Origin of the sequence: Paraburkholderia phenoliruptrix, from assembly GCF_019511605.1 — a bacterium.
GTDB lineage: Bacteria > Pseudomonadota > Gammaproteobacteria > Burkholderiales > Burkholderiaceae > Paraburkholderia > Paraburkholderia phenoliruptrix_A.
On sequence record NZ_JAEUAV010000001.1, the window covers coordinates 496,573 to 516,278 of the forward strand.

The following is a 19,706-nucleotide window of genomic DNA, read 5'->3' on the forward strand; positions in this document are numbered from 1 at the left end:
CGCTGCGCTTTGCAGGTTCGATCATCCGCAAGCCGGAGCACTCCGCTACCGGCCGTTGTCATCGTGAAGGATCGTCAAGGCTTCAGCACCACCTTGATGCAGCCGTCTTCCTTGTCACGAAATGTCTTGTACATGCGCGGACCTTCATCCAGCGAAACCGTGTGCGTGATGACGAAAGACGGATCGATCTGCCCTTGCTGGATGCGCCGCAACAGGTCGTCGGTCCAGCGGTTCACGTGGGTCTGTCCCATGCGCCACGTGAGCCCCTTGTTCATGGACGCACCGAACGGAATCTTGTCCACCAGCCCGCCGTATACGCCAGGCACAGACAACGTTCCGGCAGGACGGCACACGTAGATCATTTCGCGCAGCACATGCGGGCGGTCCGTTTCGAGCATCACGGCCTGCTTGGCGCGGTCGTATATTGCGTCGAGCGAGCGTGTGGCGTGCGACTCCATGCCCACCGCGTCGATGCATTTCTCCGGGCCTTTGCCGCCCGTTAGTTCTTTCAGGCGCTCCAGCACGCTTTCTTCCTTGAAGTCGATCGTGACGGCACCGCCCGCGCGCGCCATCGAAAGACGCTCGGGCACGCAGTCGATCGCGATCACCTGCTTCGCACCGAGCAGCACGGCGCTGCGAATCGCCATTTGCCCGACAGGTCCCGCGCCCCATATCGCAACCGTGTCGGTCGGTTCGATATCGCATTGCACCGCGGCTTGCCAGCCGGTCGGGAAAATGTCGCCGAGAAACAGCACCTGTTCGTCGGTGAGACCATCGGGAATTTTCACGTGCGTCTTGTCCGCGTATGGCACGCGCACGAACTCTGCCTGCCCGCCCGGATAGCCGCCCGTGAGATGCGTATAGCCGAACAGACCCGCCGTTGTATGGCCGAACACCTTGTCGGCGACGTCCTTATTGCGGTTGCTGCGCTCGCACACCGAGAAGTTGCCGCGCTTGCACTGGTCGCATTCGCCGCAAATGATCGTGAAGGGAACGACAATACGGTCGCCCACTTTGAGCGCCGTGTTCTCCTTGCCGACTTCCACGACCTCGCCCATGAATTCGTGACCCATGATGTCGCCGGATTCCATGCCGGGCATGAAGCCGTCGTAAAGGTGGAGATCGGAGCCGCATATCGCGCAACTCGACACCTTGATGATCGCGTCGCGCGGATGTTCGATCTTCGGATCGGACACGGTGTCGCACCGGATGTCTTTCTTGCCATGCCACCTGAGAGCCTTCATAACTTCCTCCACACTGTACGTACGGTTCATTCGGCTCGCGGCTCAGTTGCACACATTGGTCACACTGCACCGAGTGTTCCAATGTGCCGCGCGAACGGCGTCACGCGATAGTTGCTACATCGCGCGTGTAAATTCGCGGCGCGGGCATCGCCGCGCCGCTGTGCGCTAGCGCTGAAATACACTTCGCGCGGACCTGGTGAGCCAGGCCATCACGCTGGTGCGTGCAAGCGTTCCGATCGCCTTGCGCGGCCCGAGCAGGACCGCGGCAAGACCGGCCGCCAGCACGAGCGCCACATAGGGCGTATCGGCGAGCGAAGTCATTACGTTGACGGCAGGCACGCCCGCTCTGATCGCCCTATGGGGCGTGCGCAGCGCCAGATTCGCGGACAGCAACTGCGCCCGCGTCATGGCCATGCGCTCAAGAATGACCGCACGGTGTTCCTGATGCCTGCGTGGATCGTGTTTCATTTGAGGGCATCCTTCAGGGCTTCGAGGTCGCTCGACACTTCGTCGCGCAGCACGTGCAACGGCTCGACGGGCTTTTGCATCTTCATCATCGCGAAGGTGGCAATGGATATGAGCAGCCACGCGCCCGCCACGCCCCACGCAACAGCCACGACGTAAGGCGTATTCCACGCCGTGACGATGATGGCCACGCAAAGAAAAGAGAGGGTGAACATGGCGGCAACCGCCAGCACGACCATCGCGATGACTTCGCGCACCAGCCGTGCTTTGGCCTCGTCCAGCTCCAGCGCCAGAAGCTCGGCGTAATCGACCGCCCGACTGGAACAGAAGCGCGCGACGTTGCGCCACTGGCTGACCTTGGTATGTATCGACATCGTGTATCTCCCGCCAGCAATTGCCGTCACAGACGCTCGCCGCCGGAGGTGCCGGCCGGCGGCGAGCGCTTCATCGGAACGATGCAATCGGCTCCGTGCCAACCGTCTCTAACGGTAATCCCTGTCGCCGCGAACATCGCGCGCGGTCGCTGAACGCAGTGCGCCGAGTATGAAGCCGGCCGCCGCGGCAATCGCGAGCGCGGTAAACGGCCGCTCGGTGGTGGTCTCCCGCACCACGTCGGCAAGGTCGGCCCATACCTGTTGAGCCTTGCCGCTCAGTTCCCGCGCGGTGCCGGCCATTTGCGTTCCGGTGTCGCCGAGCATGTCGCCGGCCGTCTGTTCCAGCTTGCCGCCGATTTCCTTCACCTTTCCTTCCACTTTCCCTGTTTCCATGTCTTTTCTCCGTGGTTTGCGCGCACAAGAGTGCACTGCACTGGTCGCGCTGCCGGAGCTCCGGCATGCGTTGCCGTCACGCCGCAAGAAGCGCGCCTCGCGAGCAGTTGTCAAAACGCGGGAGAAGAATGAGGACGTGGCCGCGCTGCTAGTCAGGCCAACGCGGGCAGAGAACAACAGAGAAGTGAACTAGCGATCGTCGAAAGGAGACGGCGGGGTCAGGCGCAAGCGACGGCTGCACTGCCGACGGTGCAAAAGCACGGCCGTGGAAAAGCCGTGCTTCGCGGCTCGCGAATACATCTGCGATGAATTCGCGCAACCAGGGTAACTCGCGACGTGTAACTGCAAAGGCCAGCCGCACGCAGTAACGCGTGATAACAGGGTTAACCCGGCGGCATCGCGCCGTTGAGAATGCGCTGCAAGCTGTCGATCTTGCGCAGATGCACGCCCCATAGCTGGCCGCCGTCCTTGATACGCCGCAGGCGGTCCTGCCAATAACTAAGAGGCAGCGCCGAGTTTTCGCGCGCACTAGCGGGGCAGGACAGCAGCACGTGCTCGATATGGGCAAGATCACGTTCGATCATCGCCTGTCGCATGGAGCCCAGTGCTCCCGTCGGGTAGGTCTGTCGCATGAAGGTGGCGCGTTGCGGTAAAAAGAACAAAGAGAGCAAGCCGCATGCCGCGCACCGCCGATACACCTGTCCAGGAGCGCCGAAATCCATGCAACACGCGCTACAGCAGCCTCCGCGATCGTCAGGAGCCCGTCTGCGATCTCGTCTACGGGCGCCTTTTCATCGTCGCAAAACGCCTTTGTCCACGCGCTTTTTTACAACGCCGGCGTCTGCCGAAGCACGCGTTACCGCAGCCGTTGCACTCAAGCTTCCCCGCCGCCAGCCGATAACAAAAAGGTAACGATCCAATTTGTAAGGAGCGTTCGCAACATAAATCGGTTGTCATGGCTTTAACCCCGCGCGCTTCCTATTCCATTACGCACCGCCTCGTCGCTTACTCGGTCGCTGGACTGGCAACGCTGTGTTCGCCGGCCGCATTCGCCGGCAACGAGTGGGACGAGAACATCACGGTGCCCCCGGACACTGCCGAGCTGGCCGCGATGCCACTGGAGGCGCTGATGCAGGTCACGGTGAATACCGCGTCGCGTTTCGACCAGTTCGTCACGGACGCGCCCGCCGCAGTGGTCGTGCTGACTGCGGAGGACATCCGTCAGTTCGGCTGGCGCACGCTCTCTGACGCCCTTGCGTCGCTGCCCGGCCTCTACGTGACGAACGATCGCACATACGAATACCTCGGCTCGCGCGGATTTCAGCGTCCGGGCGACTACAACAGCCGCTTCCTGCTGCTGATAGACGGTATCCGCACCAACGACGGCGTATACGGGCAGGCGCCCATCGGCTCCGACTTTCCGCTCGACATGGACCTGGTGAAGCGCATCGAGTATGTGCCAGGCCCCGGTTCGTCCATGTACGGCGCAAACGCGCTCTTTGGCGTTATCAACGTGATCACCAAAAGCGGCAGCGACCTGGCCGGCGCCGAAGCCGCCGTCGCGGCGGGTAGCTTCGGCGAAAAGAAGGCGCGTGCGTCATACGGCTGGCACGGCGCGCACGGGGCCGACATTCTGCTGTCCGCAACGGCGTATGGTCGAAATGGCCAGGACCTTTATTACCCCGAGTTCGACACTCCCGGGCAGAATCGCGGCATTGCTAACCGGCTCGACTACGAGCGGGCGCAGGACTTTCTTGCGCGGGCCGCTTATGGGGACTTCCGGCTGAGCTTCATCTACGGAAACCGCACCAAGGGCATTCCCGACGCGCCGTATGGCGCGGTGTTCAATGCGCCGTTCAGCGTGTCGGACACCCACAGCTATCTTGACCTTTCTTACCAGCATGCGCTTTCCGACAGCGTATTGCTCTCGTCGCAGGTGTACTGGGGCCATTACGACTACCGGATGCCGGCGATAATCGATGCCGATCCGTACGTAATGAACGTCGACGGAAGCCATGCGCTGTGGTACGGGGCCGATGTGCATGCAACCATCTCGTCGTTTGCCCGGCATCGCATCGTGATCGGCACGGACTTCGCGAGAGATGGTCGCCTCGACCAGTACAACTACAACGTCGCCCCCTCGTCGCAGTTCCTCGACGACCATCACAGCGGCAATCGCGGCGGTGTATATATCGAGGACGAAATCACGCTGCCCGCGCATTTCACGTTGAACGCGGGCTTGCGTTACGACCAGCAGACGGCCGCGGGCGGCAACCTGAGTCCGCGCATCGGGCTCATCTACAAACTGACGCCGCGCGACACCTTCAAGTTGCTGTATGGCGAGGCGTACCGTGCGCCCAACGCCTATGAAATGTACTACGCGATAAACGGCCCGGACGGACAAATAGGAAACCGGTCACTGAAGGCCGAGCATATCGCGACGACCGAACTCGTCTATGAAAGAGCAGTATCCGCGACAGGGCGTGCAACGCTTTCATTGTTCCAGTACAACGCGCGCGATCTGATTAGCGAGACCCAGGACTCGTCCGGCCTCTTCATGTTTCGCAACGTGAACCGCGCGACGGCACGCGGCGCGGAACTCGCTTACGAGCAGCGTTTCGCGCGCGCGCGTTTGCGCGCGAGTTACTCGTATCAGATCGCGCATGACTCCGACACCGGCGCGGCGCTGCAAAATTCGCCGCGGCATCTGGCAAAGCTCAATCTGGCCGCGCCGTTCTTCGCCAATGCTTTGATGACCGGACTCGAAGTGCAGTGTACGTCGTCGCGTCTCGCCCAGACCGGCGAGGCGGGCGGCTTCTGTCTCGCGAACCTCACGCTCAGTTCAAGCCGGCTGATTCGCGGGGCTGAACTGTCTTTCTCGATCTATAACCTGACCGACAAACGGTACGCCGACCCAGTGGGGCCCGGCTTTACACAGGAGACTGTTGCGCAGCAAAGCCGGACCTTCCTCTTCAAGGCCGTTTACGGGTTCTGATATGGAGCGCGTTCGCATCCGGATCATTGCGGCGTATGTGCTGTTCGCGTCGCCGCTGATCGTGCACACAGCTGTCGATGCGCAGGTCGACCTGCCTGCGCTCGAGGCCGCGTACATCTTCAACTTCGCGCAGTTTGCCGACTGGCCCGCGGGACGCCCCGCCGACAACATGCTGTCGGTGTGCGCCGATCCTGAAAGCCCGCTTGGTCAGGCGCTCGCACGATTGGACGGCAAGCGCGGAGGCAAGCAGGCGTGGAGGGTTCGTCCGTTGCCGCGCGCGGAAAAAGCAGCGGATTGCCAACTCGCGGTGCTGACGGCAGGCACCGCTGTCAGTTCGGCGATCAAGGCGCTGCTCGCTTCCGACGCGCCGGTCGTGATCGTCAGCGAGGCGGACGCGATCGACCACGGCTGGGTGATTCGCCTCGTGCGCGAGGGCGATCATCTGAAGTTCGATATTAACGTTACAGAGGCTTCACGCCGGCGCATCACGCTGAGTTCGAAACTCATGCGGCTGGCAAGGACGGTTCTATGAAAAGTATCCGGCTGTGGCGTACATTTGCATGGCCGCGCGAACACGTGAACCTGGTCGGCGTGGCGATCGCGCTGCTTATTTCGAGTGTCGTGCTGCTCGTCTATCAGGCGCTTGCGCTGCGCACTTCGTTGACCAACGACGTCAGCATGCAGGCCTCCGTGCTCGCCGAAAATCTGACTGCATCGGCAATGTTCGGCGATCGCGATGCGACAGCCGAAGTGCTCAGCTCGCTACGTAAAGTCCCGCACGTGGAAAGCGCGAGCGTATATACGCCGGCCGGCGACCTGTTCGTGCGCTACACGCGCCCGGGCTTGAACCGCGTGGAGTCCGAGGAAGGTACGCTGGCGAACATCGGCAGCTCGCCGCGTCTTTCGCTGGAAGATATTTTCGTCGCGGCGCCGATCATTCATAACGACCGCTTGCTGGGCAGCATCGTGATCGTGGCAACGACAGACGCGATCCGCATGCAGCTCGTGCAGTATGGCTGCTTCCTCGTGGGCGCATCGTTGTGTTCGGTGTGGATCGCCTCGCTCGTCATGCGGCGCATGCGCGAGCGCGTCTCGCGCGCGGAGAAGGACCTCGAATACCTCGCGTCGACCGATCCGTTGACGGACCTGCCCAATCGTCGCGCGTTCTACGACGAACTGAAGGCGCGCCTGCACAGGGCGAGCGCGGCCGACAAACGCGTCGCGCTAATGATGGTCGACCTCGACAACTTCAAGACCGTCAACGACACGCTCGGTCATGGCGCAGGCGACGAACTGCTCAAGCAGGTTGCCGAGGCGCTGCGCAATGTGGTGCGGCCCAATGACCTCGTGAGCCGCATCGGCGGCGATGAATTCGCTGTGGTGATCGGCCCCGACGCCAGCCGCGTTCGCGCACGCGCCACGGCGGGGCGCATTGCGCGCAATCTGTCGCGCCCGTTCGTTCTGCACGGCAGCGACTCGGCTGTGACGGCGAGCGTGGGTTTTAGCGTCTACCCCGAGGACACCGGCGAAATGGCGGAACTCGTCAGCAACGCCGACATCGCACTCTATTCCGCGAAAAGCAGAGGCAAGAGCATTGCCGTGGAGTTTCAGAGCGAGATGACGGCGGAGGCGCAGCGGCGCGCCCGCATCGAGGCGGAACTGCGCCGGGCTGTCGATCAGGACGGCCTGGAAATCGTCTACCAGCCGCAATTCGACTGCCTGTCGGGGCGGCTGCTTGGCGCGGAAGCGCTAGTGCGCTGGACGCATCCCTCGGAAGGACCTATTTCGCCGGCGGAATTCGTGCCGATTGCCGAGAACAGCGACCTGATCGTGGCGCTCGGACGCTGGGTGCTGTGGCGCGCGTGCCGCGACGCTGCAAGCTGGAACGCGGGCCGCCAGGCCAGCGTGCATGTGGCGGTCAATATTTCGGCCCGGCAGTTGCGGGACGAAGGCTTTACCAGGGAAGTGTGCGATGCGCTGCAAAAAAGCGGCTTGCCTGCTTCACTGCTCGAACTGGAGCTCACCGAAAGTCAATTGATGTCCAACATGTCGGTGGGCATTCAGGCGATGCAGGAGTTGCGAGCGGCGGGCGTGCGCCTCTCTCTCGACGACTTCGGCACTGGTTACTCGTCGCTGTCGTACCTGCAGTCTTTTCCGGTGCACAGCATCAAGATCGACCGCAGCTTTATTTGTCCATTGCCGAACGGCGGCCAACCCATCGTCACGGCCATCATTTCGATGGCGCATAGTTTCGGGCTGCTGGTGGTTGCCGAAGGCGTCGAATACCCGGCGCAACTGGAATGGCTCTGCGATGCGCGCTGCGACGTGGTGCAAGGCTTTCTCACTGGCCGCCCGATGTCGCTCCAGCAACTTCTCGCAACCATTCGCGCGGAACAGGCGCCCGAACAGGACAAGCCCGCGGGCCGCCGCGCGCCGCTCGAAGCCCGGCCGCAACGCGCCCCGACCGCCTGATCCCGCACTTGACCGCCGCCATATACGAAGGTAACCTACGCAGGTGAACCTTCGTATATTGTTTCGGCGCGCATGAGTAAGAACGATCCGCCGCTCGACCCCGACTCCCTGCACGTATTGGCTGAAGACCTGCGTGTGCTGACCGGCAAGCTGCGCCGCCGTCTGCGCGAGGAGGCGCACCTCGGCGACTTCACCCCTTCGCAAATCCAGGTCCTCGGTCTGCTCGAACGCGACGGCCCGGCAACGGTTACCGAACTCGCGCGTGCACAGGGCATGCGTTCGCAGTCCATGAGCGAGACTCTGTCGGTGCTCAAAGCCGCCGGCCTCGTGAGCGGCGCGCCCGACCCGAACGACGGCCGGCAAACCGTGCTGTCCCTTACTCCCGCCTTCCGCAAGAAAGTCAAGGCAAGCCGCGCCGCGCGCGAAGACTGGCTTTTCCGCACCATTCAGACGCGCTTTTCGGCGGCCGAGCAAAAGCAGCTCGCCACCGGCGTCGCATTACTCAAACGCCTGATCGAGTCGTAACGCATCGGGCGGCAACCTCACCAGGAGCACGCATGGCACTGACGACACTGGATGCAAGAACCGCACTGGTCGTGATCGATTTGCAGCAAGGCATCGTAGCAATGCCCACCGCGCATCCCACCGCAGAGGTGGTGCAACGCGCGGCCGCTTTAGCCGACGCATTCCGCCGCCACGGTCTTCCCGTGGTACTCGTCAACGTGGCGGGCGGGGCGCCGGGGCGCGCGGAACAGGCGCGCCCGACCGGCAACTTTCCGCCGGGATTTACGGACCTCGTGCCCGAACTGAACCGGCAAGCGTCGGATCACCTCGTGACCAAGCACACATGGGGTGCGTTCACCAACACGGATCTCGAAGCGTATTTGCGCGAGCAAGGCGTGACGCAAATCGTGCTGACGGGTGTGTCCACCAGCATCGGCATTGAATCCACCGCGCGTTTCGCGCACGAGCTCGGCCTGAACATCGCATTCGCCGTGGACGCAATGACAGACCTGCACCTCGACGCTCACACCAACAGCCTCACGCGCATTTTCCCGCGGCTCGGCGAGACGGGTACGACACAGGAAGTACTCGACATGCTGGAACAGACTCGCGCGTCGGCATGAGCATAAGCATGGGCAAGACGGTGCGCCTGCGCTGCGCGCCGCACGGTACTCATGCGCATGCGGGCAACAGCTTGCCATGAGCAGCACGTTCCGTTCGCTGCGCAACTTCAATTACCGGGTGTGGGCAAGCGGCGCCATCGTCTCGAACGTCGGCACGTGGATGCAACGCACCGCGCAGGACTGGCTCGTGCTCACGGAACTCACGCAGCACAATGCGACTTCCGTGGGCATCGTCATGTCGCTGCAGTTCGGCCCGCAAATGCTGCTGTTGCCGCTCACCGGCTATGCAGCGGATCGCTTCGACCGCCGCAAGCTTCTGCTGGTCACGCAGGCAGCCATGGGCAGTCTCGCGCTCGGCCTCGGCCTGCTCACCATCACCGGCCTCGTGGAGCTCTGGCATGTGTATGTTTTCGCGGGACTGCTCGGCTGCGTGACCGCGTTCGATGCGCCCGCGCGGCAAACCTTCGTGTCCGACCTCGTCGGCGAAAGCGATCTGTCGAATGCGGTCGCGCTCAATTCCACGTCGTTCAACGCAGCGCGAATGATCGGTCCGGCGGTGGCCGGCTTGCTGATTGCGTCGGTCGGAACCGGGTGGGTGTTTCTGATCAATGCGTTGTCGTTCATCGCGGTGCTCGGCGCACTGCGCATGCTGCGCGTGCGCGAACTGCACGCAAAGCCCCTCACGGTACGCTCGCGCGGCAGTTTCGTGGAAGGCTTCAAGTACGTATGGAAGCGTCCCGATCTGAAAGCCGCGCTGTTGATGCAGTTCCTGATCGGCACGTTTGGGCTCAACTTCCCGATCTTCATTTCGACCATGTCGGTCAGCGCTTTTCATGCGGGCGCGGGCGAATACGGCGTGCTGAGTTCGACAATGGCTGTTGGTTCTGTCACCGGCGCGCTGCTCGCCGCACGCCGCGCGAGGCCGCGCATGGCATTGCTGCTCGGCGCTGCAGCCATTTTCGGCGTCGGTTGCACCGCCGCTTCGCTAATGCCGAACTATGTGCTGTTCGGCATGGTCCTCGTCTTCATCGGCGTGTCGACGCAAACCTTCAACACGTCGACCAACAGTCTCGTGCAACTTTCCACGGAACCCGCGATGCGCGGCCGTGTGGTCGCCATTCTGCTGGCCATTGCACTTGGCGGCACGCCGCTCGGTGCGCCCGTGGTCGGCTGGGTTGCGGATCGTTTTGGCCCGCGCTGGGCGCTCGGCGTAGGCGCGGCGTCGGGATTCGCAGCCGCGCTGGTGGGCCTGCTGTATCTCGTCAGATACCGCGGCCTGCGTGTGTTTGTCGACGGCGGACGGCTGCGCTACAGCATCGACGAGCCACGCCAGGCGCCGCCCTATGTGAGCCCCGCAACGGCCGTACAGAACGCGGTTCTCGACGAGGCGGAAGAAGAGTCGTCGTCGGGTGTTTGAAGCTGCGATAAAAAAGCCGCGGCTTGGAGTTTCAGCCGCGGCTTTTTTGTTTGTGCGAATTGCGCTGGTTGCGCTGGTTGCATCAGTTGCACCGCTCGCGCTGCTGGCGCGCAAACCGCGCAACTGCGTTTTCTGCGAGATTCGCTCGACTCGCTCGCCTCGCAAATTACTTCGCCACAGGCATCGTAAACTCGGCGCCCTTCGCGATGCTGTCCGGCCAACGCTGCATGATGCTCTTGTAACGCGTGTAGAAGCGCACGCCCTCTTCGCCGTACGCATGATGGTCGCCAAACAGCGACCTCTTCCAGCCGCCGAACGAGTGCCATGCCATAGGCACCGGAATGGGCACGTTGATGCCGACCATGCCCACCTGAATCTGCCGTCCGAATGCGCGCGCAACGCCGCCGTCCGAGGTAAAGAGCGACACGCCGTTGCCGAACTCATGCGCGTTGATCAACTCGACCGCACTCGCGAAATCGGGCACGCGTACCACGGCGAGCACTGGACCGAAGATCTCTTCCTTGTAGATCTTCATCTGCGTGCCAACGTTGTCGAACAGCGTTCCGCCGATGAAGAACCCCTCTTCCTGCGCGACCGGATGCGCGCGGCCGTCCACGATGAGCGTTGCGCCCTCTTCCACGCCGGACGCGATATAGCCGGCCACTTTCGCCTTGTGCTCCGCGGTTACGAGCGGACCCATTTCGGCATCCAGGTTTTCACCGTTCTTGATGACGAGCGACTTCACGCGCGGCACGAGCTTTTCGATCAACTTGTCGGCCACATTGCCGACCGCCACCGCCACCGAAATCGCCATGCAGCGCTCGCCGGCGGAGCCGTAGGCGGCGCCGATCAACGCATCCACGGCCTGGTCGAGATCGGCGTCCGGCATCACCACGAGGTGATTCTTCGCGCCGCCCAACGCCTGCACGCGCTTGCCGCGCCTGGACGCCTCCGTGTGAATGTACTCCGCGATCGGCGTCGAGCCGACGAACGACAGCGCCGCTACGTCCGGATGCTCGATCAGTGCGTCAACCGCCACCTTGTCGCCGTTGACCACATTGAATACGCCGTCCGGCAAACCGGCTTCCTTCAGCAGTTCGGCAATGCGCAACGACGCCGACGGATCGCGCTCTGACGGCTTCAGAACGAACGTGTTCCCGCAAGCCAGCGCGACCGGGAACATCCACATCGGCACCATCACCGGGAAATTGAACGGCGTAATGCCCGCCACCACACCAAGCGGCTGACGCAGATTCCAGTTGTCGATGCCGCCGCCAATCTGGTCGGTAAAGTCTGTCTTCAGCAGATTGGGAATGCCGCATGCGAACTCGACCACTTCGATACCGCGCACCACCTCGCCTTGCGCGTCGGTGAACACCTTGCCGTGTTCACGCGTGATAAGCATGGCGAGTTCGTCGTGGTGCTGGTTGAGCAGTTCCTTGAACCTGAACAGAATGCGGGCACGCTTGAGCGGCGCGGTTTCACTCCATGCCGCAAACGCCGCCCTGGCTGCTTGCACTGCCGCATCCACCTCTTCGACCGAGGCAAGCGCAACCGCGCCCGTCACCTTGCCGGTGGCGGGATTGAACACGTCCTTGAAGCGGCCACTTGTCGGCGCAACCACGTCGCCGCCGATGTAGTGACCCAACTGCTGCACGGACAGCTTGTCCTGCTCGTTGACTGCATTCATTGCTTACCTCATGTTCGGAAAGGGCCGGGCGCCGTGCGCCGGGCAGACGGGCGGATTCGAGACCCGCCAACTGTATCGACGCTGCGCCGCTAATTCCCTATACAGCAAAACAGAACCGCACCTCACTGTATTGTTTTTTGTGTCGCAACTGTATTGGAACGCCGCGCGGCGGCGCATCCAGCGCACAGGAGAGAAGCCACGCAAGCGGGTTGAGCAACGTCGCGATGTGCCGTTGCATCGCCGTATAAGTCCTGGGTTGCATAGTCGGCGCGCCGGACGCCAAATAAAGCCGCCGCGCGGGCTTTTGATAGCACCCGTCGAGGAGGCGCGACATGGCAACGAACACAGCGGCGAGTGGCCGCAAGCATCGCGGACAGGCCGGCAAGGCAACTGCCAGCGGCTGGATCGGCTCGGCCCTCGAGTACTACGACTTTTTCATTTACGCGCAGGCAGCGGCGCTGATCTTTCCCCAACTGTTCTTTCCGTCGGGCAATCCGAAAATCGCGATCGTCGCCTCGCTTGCCACTTATGGCGTCGGCTACGTCGCGCGACCCATCGGCGCGTTCGTACTCGGACACTGGGGCGACACGCACGGCCGCAAGAACGTCCTGCTGCTATGCATGTTCCTGATGGGCTTTTCGACGATGGCTGTGGGCCTTCTGCCCACGTATCAGCACGCCGGCCTGCTCGCGCCGACGCTGCTCGTCGTGCTTCGTTTGATTCAGGGCTTTGCGGTTGCCGGAGAAATTTCGGGGGCAAGCTCGATGATTCTCGAACATGCGCCGTTCGGACGACGCGGCTATTACGCGAGCTTCACGCTGCAAGGTGTGCAGGCCGGCCAGATTCTCGCCGCTGCCGTGTTCCTGCCGCTCGCCTATTACATGGAAGAAAGCTCGTTCAATTCATGGGGTTGGCGCATTCCGTTCCTGCTGAGCGCGCTGGTGCTGGTGGCGGGCTACATTATCCGTCGCGAGGTGGACGAAACACCGGCTTTCACGCAAGAGGACAAGAGCGGCGGCGTGCCGAGGTCGCCGATTGCCGAGGCCTTCCGCTATAACTGGCCCGACATGCTGCGCGTAGTCGGTTGCTCGCTGATGAATGTCATTCCCGTGGTTGCGACGATTTTCGGCGCTGCGTATGCAGTGCAAGCCTCTTACGGCATAGGCTTTTCGAAGAGCGTGTACTTGTGGATTCCCGTGATCGGCAACATCGTCGCGGTGCTCGTGATTCCCTATGTGGGCAATCTGTCGGACCGGATCGGGCGGCGCCTGCCGATCATCGTGGGCGCACTCGGCGCGGGTCTGCTTTCTTTCGCGTACCTGTACGCGATCAGCATTCACAACGTAGCGCTCGCCATGGTGATGTCGATCCTCATGTGGGGCGTGATCTACCAAGGCTATAACGCGACGTTCCCGAGCTTCTACCCCGAACTGTTTCCGACCCGCTCGCGCGTCTCCGCAATGGCGATCGGGCAGAACATCGGCACCACGATCACCGCGTTGCTGCCCGCATTGTTCGCTTATGTGGCGCCGCCGGGCTCGCACAACGTTCCGGTGACGATCGGAGCGATCACCTTTGGTATCACGATCATTGCGGCGGTCACCGCGTGGAGCGCACGCGAAAACTATCGCGTGAGACTCGGCGATCTTGGCCAGCCCGATGCAGTGCCGCTCGACAAGACAAGCTATGACCAGTTGCGGGCCGAGACCCTGGCTCATGCGAAAAAAACCGCTGCTTCGTGATGCCTGTTGCAAGAAGCTTTCTGGCGCTTAGCGCCATTGCGCGGTCAGCTCGTTCGCAAGCACCATTTTTTCGCGCACCCGTTCGACAAAGGCCGCGTCCACGCCGCTTTGCATTTTCAGGAACTTGAGCGCCGCCGAATGAACGCTACGCATCGCCAGGCCGTCTATTGAGCTCATGCGCGCGGCGCTGCGGCGCGTTTCTTCCAGCAGATCGCGCGCGCTGCTGAAATCCGGCGACAGTGCGCTATGCGCTTCAAAGCCGGCTCGCAGGCCGGCCGCGTATTCGCGCGACTGTCCAAGCAGATCCATATCCACGACGAGGTCGACGCCTTGCCCCATCCGGTACGCACCTAGCACCCACAGCGCGACAAACGCGCGATAAGCGTTGTTGCCTTCCGCGCTGCGTGCATAGTGTTCGCACGCTAACGCGTAGGCGTCGTCGGAAGCGGGCGCCGCCGGCGGCAACTTCACATCGCATAGCTCGATAATTTGCCGGACCAGCGGTTCCGTGCGGTTCAAGCCCAGCACGCGAAACGGCGCGGCCACGAAAAACGGATTGCGCCACTGCTGGTTCAGAAGCCAGCCGGACGCGAACTGCGACGCGGGATTGCGCAGCACGCCCACATGCATTGCGTCGGCAAACGCATGTCTGAGCCACTGCACTCTCCCGGACGAACGACAGAACTTGAGAACCGGCACCCTGCCCTGTCGAGTCGAGTGTTCGCAAAGGCTGCGCAAATAGATCTGTAGCGCGGGAAATTCGGCGTCTGGCTGCTCGCTGAAACGGTCGGTACTAAAGGTTCTCCGGTATCCGCTCACACCGCGCGTGCCTTCGCGCAAGAACGCCTTGTATTCGTCGAAATAAGGCGCATCGAGCGGCGGGTGTCCCGATGTCAGTGTGGGGCGGCTTGCGGCCACCTCCGCGAGACTCAGATCGGCGAGCACGTTGCTGAGCGGCTCGTAAAAACCTGTCGCACCGTCGAGCGCACGAAGACGCGACCACACCCAGGTGCCCGCGCTGCGCCAGCCGGTATGCAGGAATATGGCCTTTTTCAGGGTACTTTTCGATGTGGCGTCGGCCTCGGGTGACAAGGGCATCGGACTCTCTTCAATCAAAGCGGTAATAAACGATGTAACGGTACTTTAGCGTTTCTCAGCGCGGCGCGGCCAATCATGAACTGCGCGCTTCTTCAGTCTTCTTCCTGCTCGAGACCCGCCAGCAGATCGTCTACGGCGCGATACACACGTTCGACAATCTCGGGTCCCACCTTGCGCTCGAGTTCGCGGTACTGCGCCTCCAGGTCTTTCGAAAGCACCTGCACCAGTTCCACACTCGCATCGGTTAGCGAGACCAGCACGCGGCGCTGGTCTTCCGCGAAACGCTCCTTGGTTATCAACTCCATGCTTTCCATGCGTGCGAGCACGCCGGCCATGCTCGGGCTCGAAATCGTGCAGATGTCGGAAATATGGCGCGGCTCCATCGGGCCGTGCTCATTGAGTGCGCGAATTACGCGCCACTGTTGCTCGGTCAAACCATGCGCGGTGATCAATGGACGAAAGCGCTCCATCATTTTTTCCCTTGCGCGCAGCAGCAGCATGGGCAGGTTGCGATGCAAAACTCGTGTGGAAGCGGACGAAGACATATTGGACGATGATTGAAAGCAGCCGTCGAAAACTTAAGGGAAAACCCGCGATCAACCGACTGGCTATTGACCCTGGATCATATCAAGCGCAATACTACTAACATGTTAGTGTTTATGTCGAGTCCCCGCTCAGAGGCATAGCCCCGTCATGTTTGCACTTGCCGATCATCTGCTGCACCCGGAAGGCGACGCGTTGCCTCGCGATGTGGATGCGCACGCCGCGGCCGCGCTGCTCGCACGCGGCATCGCGTGCCGTCCGCCCGTCAGCGGTTCTGTCTACGCAACCTTGCTCAACGACCGTGCGGCGCTCGCGGCGCTCGGCGACGCCATGCATGCCGCGCCGTACAAGGCGCCGCCCAAAGCGCCGGTCCTGTATCTGAAGCCGCGCAATACGCTGGCCGGACATTGCGCGAAAGTGGCCGTGCCCGACAACGACGTGGGCGTCGAGGTCGGCGCGTCGCTCGGCATCGTCATCGGGCGCACGGCAACGCGCGTGAGCGCCGCGCGCGCGTTGGACTACATTGCAGGCTATACGGTGGTGGCCGATCTGAGCGTACCGCACGCAAGCGTGTATCGCCCTTCGGTCCGATTCCGGGCACGCGACGGTTTTTGCGTGGTCGGCCCGGCCATTGTCGCGGCACGCCACGTTGCCGATCCAGACCAACTTCCCATTGCTGTGTCGCTCAACCGGGAGCAGACCTTCGCAGCGAGCACGGCGTCGTCGGTCCGCAAGGTGGCGGCACTTCTCGCGGATGTCACCGACTTCATGACGCTCGCGCCCGGCGACGTCCTTACGACAGGCGTGCCCCACGGCTCGCCGATTGCGCATATCGGCGACGAGGCGACGCTGTCAATCGGCGGTTTGCCGCCGCTACGCGTGTCGTTCGTCGGTGCCACGCAAGCGCACGGAGATCAGCCATGATGCGCGGCCGTGTAGCGTATGCAGGTGCCATTCACGAAGCCTATCCGCACGCGCAAGGCGTGCAGCTTGCGGACGGACGCGTGTGCCGCGAAGACCAGGTGGTGTGGCTCGCGCCCATCGAAGTCGGCACCATGTTTGCACTTGGTCTGAATTACGCCGAACATGCGAAGGAGCTGCAATTCAGCAAGCAGGAAGAGCCGCTCGTATTTCTCAAAGGACCGGGCACCGTGCTCGGTCATCGCGGCTTCACGCGCCGTCCTGCCGATGTGACTTTCATGCACTACGAGTGCGAGCTCGCTGTCGTGATCGGACGCACCGCGCGCAATGTTCAGCGCGACAACGCAATGGAGCACGTGGCCGGCTACATGATCGCGAACGACTACGCGATTCGCGATTACCTCGAAAACTATTACCGCCCGAACCTGCGCGTGAAGAATCGCGACGGCGCCACGGTGCTGGGCCCCTGGTTCGTCGATGCAGCGGATATTCGCGACGTTGCGCAACTGGAATTGCGCACTTTCGTCAACGGCACGCTGCAGCAACGCGGCAACACGCGCGACCTGGTAACCGATATCCCGGCGTTGATCGAATACCTGAGCGGTTTCATGACGCTCGCGCCGGGCGACGTCATTCTCACCGGCACGCCCGAAGGCGTTGTGAATGTGAATGCCGGCGACGAGGTGGTGTGCGAGATCGACGGCCTTGGCCGCCTCGTCAACACGATCGCATCGGACACGGATTTCGGCCGTACCTGAGCCGCCGTACCTGAGCCGTAGGCGCAGCGCAACAGCGAAGTACAAACGCAAGGACCACGCAATGCGAATAGAACATCTGATCAACGGCAAGACGGCCGGTGCGAAAGACTACTTTGAAACCGTCAACCCGGCGACCCAGCAAGTGCTCGCCGAAGTCGCGCGCGGCGGCGCAGAAGAAGTCCACGCCGCAGTGCGCGCCGCCAAAGAGGCGTTTCCCGCCTGGGCAGCAAAGTCCGCCCCTGAGCGCGCGAAGCTTGTTCGCAAACTCGGCGAGCTGATTGCGAAAAGCGTGCCGGATATTTCGGAAGCCGAAACGAAAGACACCGGTCAGACGATTTCGCAAACGCGCAAGCAACTGGTGCCGCGCGCAGCCGACAACTTCAGCTATTTCGCCGAAATGTGCACCCGCGTGGACGGCCACACTTATCCGACCGACACGCACCTGAATTACACGCTGTTCCAGCCGGTGGGCGTATGTGCACTGATTTCGCCGTGGAATGTGCCGTTCATGACGGCGACATGGAAAGTCGCCCCATGCCTCGCGTTCGGCAACACCGCGGTGTTGAAAATGAGCGAGCTGTCGCCGCTCACTGCGTCGATGCTCGGCACGCTTGCGCTGGAAGCCGGCATTCCTGCGGGCGTACTCAACGTGGTGCACGGCTTCGGCAAAGAGACCGGCGAGCCGCTCGTCGCGCACCCGGACGTGCGCGCGGTGTCGTTCACCGGCTCCACTGCCACGGGCAACCGGATCGTGCAAACGGCCGGGCTCAAGAAGTTCTCGATGGAGCTGGGCGGCAAGTCGCCATTCGTGGTGTTCGACGACGCCGACTTCGAACGCGCGCTCGACGCCGCCCTCTTTATGATCTTCTCGAACAACGGCGAACGCTGCACCGCCGGCTCGCGCATTCTGGTGCAAAAGTCCATCTACGCAGAGTTCGCGCAGCGCTTCGTGGAGCGAGCAAAGCGCCTCACGGTGGGCGATCCGCTGGCCGAGAGCACGATTATCGGGCCGATGATCAGTCAGGGGCATCTGGCCAAAGTGCGCAGCTATATCGAGCTCGGCCCCAAGGAAGGCGCCACGCTCGCGTGCGGCGGCCTCGACACACCGGATTTGCCCGACGCCCTGCGCAAAGGCAACTTCGTCATGCCAACGGTTTTCGTGGACGTGGATAACCGCATGCGCATCGCGCAGGAAGAGATCTTCGGCCCGGTCGCCTGCCTGATTCCATTCGACGACGAAGCCCACGCGATCCGGCTCGCAAACGACATCTCTTACGGTCTGTCGAGCTACATCTGGACGGAGAACACCGGACGCGCGCATCGCGTCGCAGCCGCAGTAGAAGCCGGCATGTGCTTCGTCAACAGTCAGAACGTGCGCGATCTGCGCCAGCCGTTTGGCGGCACCAAGGCATCGGGCGTGGGACGCGAAGGCGGCACGTGGAGCTACGAGGTATTCCTCGAGCCGAAGAACGTGTGCGTGTCGCTCGGCTCACATCACATTCCGCGCTGGGGCGTCTGATTCGCGGTCCATATCGCGCGCGGCGCCATGCGTCTCGCAGCACAAAAAGGAGGAGGCCAGGATGGGCAAGCTCGCACTGGCAGCGAAAGTGACCCACGTACCGTCGTTATATCTGTCCGAGCTCGACGGTCCGCATAAGGGTTGCCGTCAGCCCGCTATCGACGGTCACCATGAAATCGGCCGGCGTTGCCGTGAGTTGGGCGTGGACACGATTGTCGTGTTCGACGTGCATTGGCTCGTCAATAGCGAGTACCACATCAATTGCGCGCCGAATTTCGAAGGTGTTTATACGAGCAACGAGCTGCCGCATTTCATCAAGAACATGCCTTACGCGTATCCCGGCAATGTCGGGCTCGGACATCTGATCGCGGAAGTCGCCAATGAAATGGGCGTGAAAAGCCGCGCGCATAGCGAAACCACGCTCGAACTGGAATACGGCACTCTGGTGCCCATGCGCTATATGAATAGCGACCAGCATTTCAAGGCCGTGTCGGTTGCCGGCTGGTGCATGTGGCATCAGCTCGAAACGAGCGCACGTTTTGGCCTCGCGGTGCGCAAGGCAATCGAAGAGCGCTACGACGGCACGGTGGCAATTCTCGCGAGCGGCTCGCTCAGTCATCACTTTGCCGAGAACGGCACAGCCGAGCAGTTCATGCACAAGGTGTGGAGTCCATTTCTCGAGCAGATGGACCGCCGCGTGGTCGAATTATGGCAAGCCGGCGACTGGAAAACCTTCTGCGCAATGCTGCCGCTTTACAACGAAAAATGCTGGGGCGAAGGCGGCATGCACGACACGGCCATGCTGCTTGGCGCGCTGGGTTGGGACCGCTACGAGGGCAAGGTGGAAGTCGTCACGCCATATTTCGGCAGTTCGGGAACCGGTCAGATCAATGCGATTTTTCCGGTCACGCCGCTGCCTGTCTGAACCGAAGTGCGAATCGACAACGG

Annotated in this window: 19 protein-coding genes; 11 read left to right on the top strand and 8 right to left on the bottom strand. The window is 62.2% G+C overall.

The window, feature by feature from the left end; translation table 11 throughout:
- Window positions 1–74: 74 nt before the first annotated feature.
- The 5 genes from JNB89_RS02150 to JNB89_RS02170 all read right to left on the bottom strand — a co-directional run bounded on the left by JNB89_RS02150 (window position 75) and on the right by JNB89_RS02170 (window position 3,198).
- A complete protein-coding gene (locus tag JNB89_RS02150; RefSeq protein ID WP_220361074.1) occupies window positions 75–1,244 on the bottom strand; it encodes a zinc-dependent alcohol dehydrogenase in 1,170 nt (389 codons plus the stop codon).
- 165 nt (window positions 1,245–1,409) lie between these two features.
- Window positions 1,410–1,712, bottom strand: coding sequence for a hypothetical protein (locus JNB89_RS02155; RefSeq protein WP_013341542.1), 303 nt, complete (start codon window positions 1,710–1,712; stop codon window positions 1,410–1,412).
- Window positions 1,709–2,083 (bottom strand): phage holin family protein, encoded by a 375-nt coding sequence (locus JNB89_RS02160; protein WP_013341543.1) that lies wholly within the window; start codon window positions 2,081–2,083, stop codon window positions 1,709–1,711. Before JNB89_RS02160 ends, JNB89_RS02155 begins: the two co-directional genes overlap by 4 nt.
- Window positions 2,084–2,191: 108 nt before the next feature.
- Window positions 2,192–2,476 carry a CsbD family protein gene (locus JNB89_RS02165; protein ID WP_013341544.1) on the bottom strand — a complete coding sequence of 95 codons (285 nt, stop codon included), beginning with the start codon at window positions 2,474–2,476 and terminating at the stop codon, window positions 2,192–2,194.
- A gap of 383 nt (window positions 2,477–2,859) precedes the next feature.
- Window positions 2,860–3,198, bottom strand: coding sequence for a hypothetical protein (locus JNB89_RS02170; protein ID WP_223216670.1), 339 nt, complete (start codon window positions 3,196–3,198; stop codon window positions 2,860–2,862).
- Window positions 3,199–3,431: 233 nt separating this feature from the next.
- Between JNB89_RS02170 and JNB89_RS02175 the strand changes: the two genes are divergently transcribed.
- The 6 genes from JNB89_RS02175 (at window position 3,432) to JNB89_RS02200 (ending at window position 10,487) form a co-directional block, all read left to right on the top strand.
- Complete coding sequence (locus JNB89_RS02175) at window positions 3,432–5,471, top strand: TonB-dependent receptor plug domain-containing protein (protein ID WP_220361075.1); 2,040 nt, start codon at window positions 3,432–3,434, stop codon at window positions 5,469–5,471.
- 1 nt (window position 5,472) lies between these two features.
- Entirely contained in the window at window positions 5,473–6,003 is a 531-nt protein-coding gene (locus tag JNB89_RS02180) for a YfiR family protein (RefSeq protein WP_220361076.1), read from the top strand.
- A complete protein-coding gene (locus tag JNB89_RS02185) occupies window positions 6,000–7,943 on the top strand; it encodes a putative bifunctional diguanylate cyclase/phosphodiesterase (protein WP_220361077.1) in 1,944 nt (647 codons plus the stop codon). The genes JNB89_RS02180 and JNB89_RS02185 overlap by 4 nt, the downstream gene beginning before the upstream one ends.
- A gap of 72 nt (window positions 7,944–8,015) precedes the next feature.
- Window positions 8,016–8,468 carry a MarR family winged helix-turn-helix transcriptional regulator gene (locus tag JNB89_RS02190; RefSeq protein WP_220361078.1) on the top strand — a complete coding sequence of 151 codons (453 nt, stop codon included), beginning with the start codon at window positions 8,016–8,018 and terminating at the stop codon, window positions 8,466–8,468.
- Between the two features lie 32 nt (window positions 8,469–8,500).
- Window positions 8,501–9,070 carry an isochorismatase family protein gene (locus tag JNB89_RS02195; protein WP_220361079.1) on the top strand — a complete coding sequence of 190 codons (570 nt, stop codon included), beginning with the start codon at window positions 8,501–8,503 and terminating at the stop codon, window positions 9,068–9,070.
- A gap of 76 nt (window positions 9,071–9,146) precedes the next feature.
- On the top strand, window positions 9,147–10,487 hold the full coding sequence (locus tag JNB89_RS02200; RefSeq protein ID WP_220361080.1) for an MFS transporter: 1,341 nt from the start codon (window positions 9,147–9,149) through the stop codon (window positions 10,485–10,487).
- Between the two features lie 166 nt (window positions 10,488–10,653).
- On the opposite strand, the gene JNB89_RS02205 is transcribed toward JNB89_RS02200, so the two are convergent.
- Window positions 10,654–12,177 (bottom strand): CoA-acylating methylmalonate-semialdehyde dehydrogenase, encoded by a 1,524-nt coding sequence (locus tag JNB89_RS02205; protein ID WP_220361081.1) that lies wholly within the window; start codon window positions 12,175–12,177, stop codon window positions 10,654–10,656.
- Window positions 12,178–12,509: 332 nt separating this feature from the next.
- Here JNB89_RS02205 and JNB89_RS02210 point away from each other — a divergent pair, with 332 nt between their 5' ends.
- Window positions 12,510–13,919 carry an MFS transporter gene (locus JNB89_RS02210; protein WP_220361082.1) on the top strand — a complete coding sequence of 470 codons (1,410 nt, stop codon included), beginning with the start codon at window positions 12,510–12,512 and terminating at the stop codon, window positions 13,917–13,919.
- A 27-nt stretch (window positions 13,920–13,946) separates the two neighbouring features.
- On the opposite strand, the gene JNB89_RS02215 is transcribed toward JNB89_RS02210, so the two are convergent.
- Entirely contained in the window at window positions 13,947–15,017 is a 1,071-nt protein-coding gene (locus JNB89_RS02215) for a hypothetical protein (RefSeq protein ID WP_220361083.1), read from the bottom strand.
- 92 nt (window positions 15,018–15,109) lie between these two features.
- The gene (gene hpaR / locus JNB89_RS02220) at window positions 15,110–15,517 is read right to left on the bottom strand and encodes a homoprotocatechuate degradation operon regulator HpaR (RefSeq protein ID WP_220361269.1); all 408 of its coding nucleotides are present in this window, start codon (window positions 15,515–15,517) and stop codon (window positions 15,110–15,112) included.
- Between the two features lie 193 nt (window positions 15,518–15,710).
- Here hpaR and JNB89_RS02225 point away from each other — a divergent pair, with 193 nt between their 5' ends.
- The 4 genes from JNB89_RS02225 (at window position 15,711) to hpaD (ending at window position 19,683) form a co-directional block, all read left to right on the top strand.
- Window positions 15,711–16,484: a fumarylacetoacetate hydrolase family protein gene (locus tag JNB89_RS02225; protein ID WP_220361084.1), complete on the top strand. Its 774-nt coding sequence runs from the start codon at window positions 15,711–15,713 to the stop codon at window positions 16,482–16,484.
- Window positions 16,481–17,239, top strand: a complete 759-nt coding sequence (locus JNB89_RS02230) for a fumarylacetoacetate hydrolase family protein (protein WP_220361085.1) — start codon at window positions 16,481–16,483, stop codon at window positions 17,237–17,239. The genes JNB89_RS02225 and JNB89_RS02230 overlap by 4 nt, the downstream gene beginning before the upstream one ends.
- A gap of 61 nt (window positions 17,240–17,300) precedes the next feature.
- A complete protein-coding gene (hpaE, locus tag JNB89_RS02235; protein ID WP_220361086.1) occupies window positions 17,301–18,758 on the top strand; it encodes a 5-carboxymethyl-2-hydroxymuconate semialdehyde dehydrogenase in 1,458 nt (485 codons plus the stop codon).
- Window positions 18,759–18,819: 61 nt separating this feature from the next.
- Complete coding sequence (gene hpaD, locus JNB89_RS02240) at window positions 18,820–19,683, top strand: 3,4-dihydroxyphenylacetate 2,3-dioxygenase (protein WP_220361087.1); 864 nt, start codon at window positions 18,820–18,822, stop codon at window positions 19,681–19,683.
- The last annotated feature ends 23 nt before the right edge of the window (window positions 19,684–19,706 follow it).

Bases quoted from the DNA above. Each gene is read 5' to 3' on its own strand.
- JNB89_RS02150 (WP_220361074.1), bottom strand. From the start codon at position 1,244: ATGAAGGCTCTCAGGTGGCATGGCAAGAAAGACATCCGGTGCGACACC.
- JNB89_RS02155 (WP_013341542.1), bottom strand. From the start codon at position 1,712: ATGAAACACGATCCACGCAGGCATCAGGAACACCGTGCGGTCATTCTT.
- JNB89_RS02160 (WP_013341543.1), bottom strand. From the start codon at position 2,083: ATGTCGATACATACCAAGGTCAGCCAGTGGCGCAACGTCGCGCGCTTC.
- JNB89_RS02165 (WP_013341544.1), bottom strand. From the start codon at position 2,476: ATGGAAACAGGGAAAGTGGAAGGAAAGGTGAAGGAAATCGGCGGCAAG.
- JNB89_RS02170 (WP_223216670.1), bottom strand. From the start codon at position 3,198: ATGGATTTCGGCGCTCCTGGACAGGTGTATCGGCGGTGCGCGGCATGC.
- JNB89_RS02175 (WP_220361075.1), top strand. From the start codon at position 3,432: ATGGCTTTAACCCCGCGCGCTTCCTATTCCATTACGCACCGCCTCGTC.
- JNB89_RS02180 (WP_220361076.1), top strand. From the start codon at position 5,473: ATGGAGCGCGTTCGCATCCGGATCATTGCGGCGTATGTGCTGTTCGCG.
- JNB89_RS02185 (WP_220361077.1), top strand. From the start codon at position 6,000: ATGAAAAGTATCCGGCTGTGGCGTACATTTGCATGGCCGCGCGAACAC.
- JNB89_RS02190 (WP_220361078.1), top strand. From the start codon at position 8,016: ATGAGTAAGAACGATCCGCCGCTCGACCCCGACTCCCTGCACGTATTG.
- JNB89_RS02195 (WP_220361079.1), top strand. From the start codon at position 8,501: ATGGCACTGACGACACTGGATGCAAGAACCGCACTGGTCGTGATCGAT.
- JNB89_RS02200 (WP_220361080.1), top strand. From the start codon at position 9,147: ATGAGCAGCACGTTCCGTTCGCTGCGCAACTTCAATTACCGGGTGTGG.
- JNB89_RS02205 (WP_220361081.1), bottom strand. From the start codon at position 12,177: ATGAATGCAGTCAACGAGCAGGACAAGCTGTCCGTGCAGCAGTTGGGT.
- JNB89_RS02210 (WP_220361082.1), top strand. From the start codon at position 12,510: ATGGCAACGAACACAGCGGCGAGTGGCCGCAAGCATCGCGGACAGGCC.
- JNB89_RS02215 (WP_220361083.1), bottom strand. From the start codon at position 15,017: ATGCCCTTGTCACCCGAGGCCGACGCCACATCGAAAAGTACCCTGAAA.
- hpaR (WP_220361269.1), bottom strand. From the start codon at position 15,517: ATGCTGCTGCTGCGCGCAAGGGAAAAAATGATGGAGCGCTTTCGTCCA.
- JNB89_RS02225 (WP_220361084.1), top strand. From the start codon at position 15,711: ATGTTTGCACTTGCCGATCATCTGCTGCACCCGGAAGGCGACGCGTTG.
- JNB89_RS02230 (WP_220361085.1), top strand. From the start codon at position 16,481: ATGATGCGCGGCCGTGTAGCGTATGCAGGTGCCATTCACGAAGCCTAT.
- hpaE (WP_220361086.1), top strand. From the start codon at position 17,301: ATGCGAATAGAACATCTGATCAACGGCAAGACGGCCGGTGCGAAAGAC.
- hpaD (WP_220361087.1), top strand. From the start codon at position 18,820: ATGGGCAAGCTCGCACTGGCAGCGAAAGTGACCCACGTACCGTCGTTA.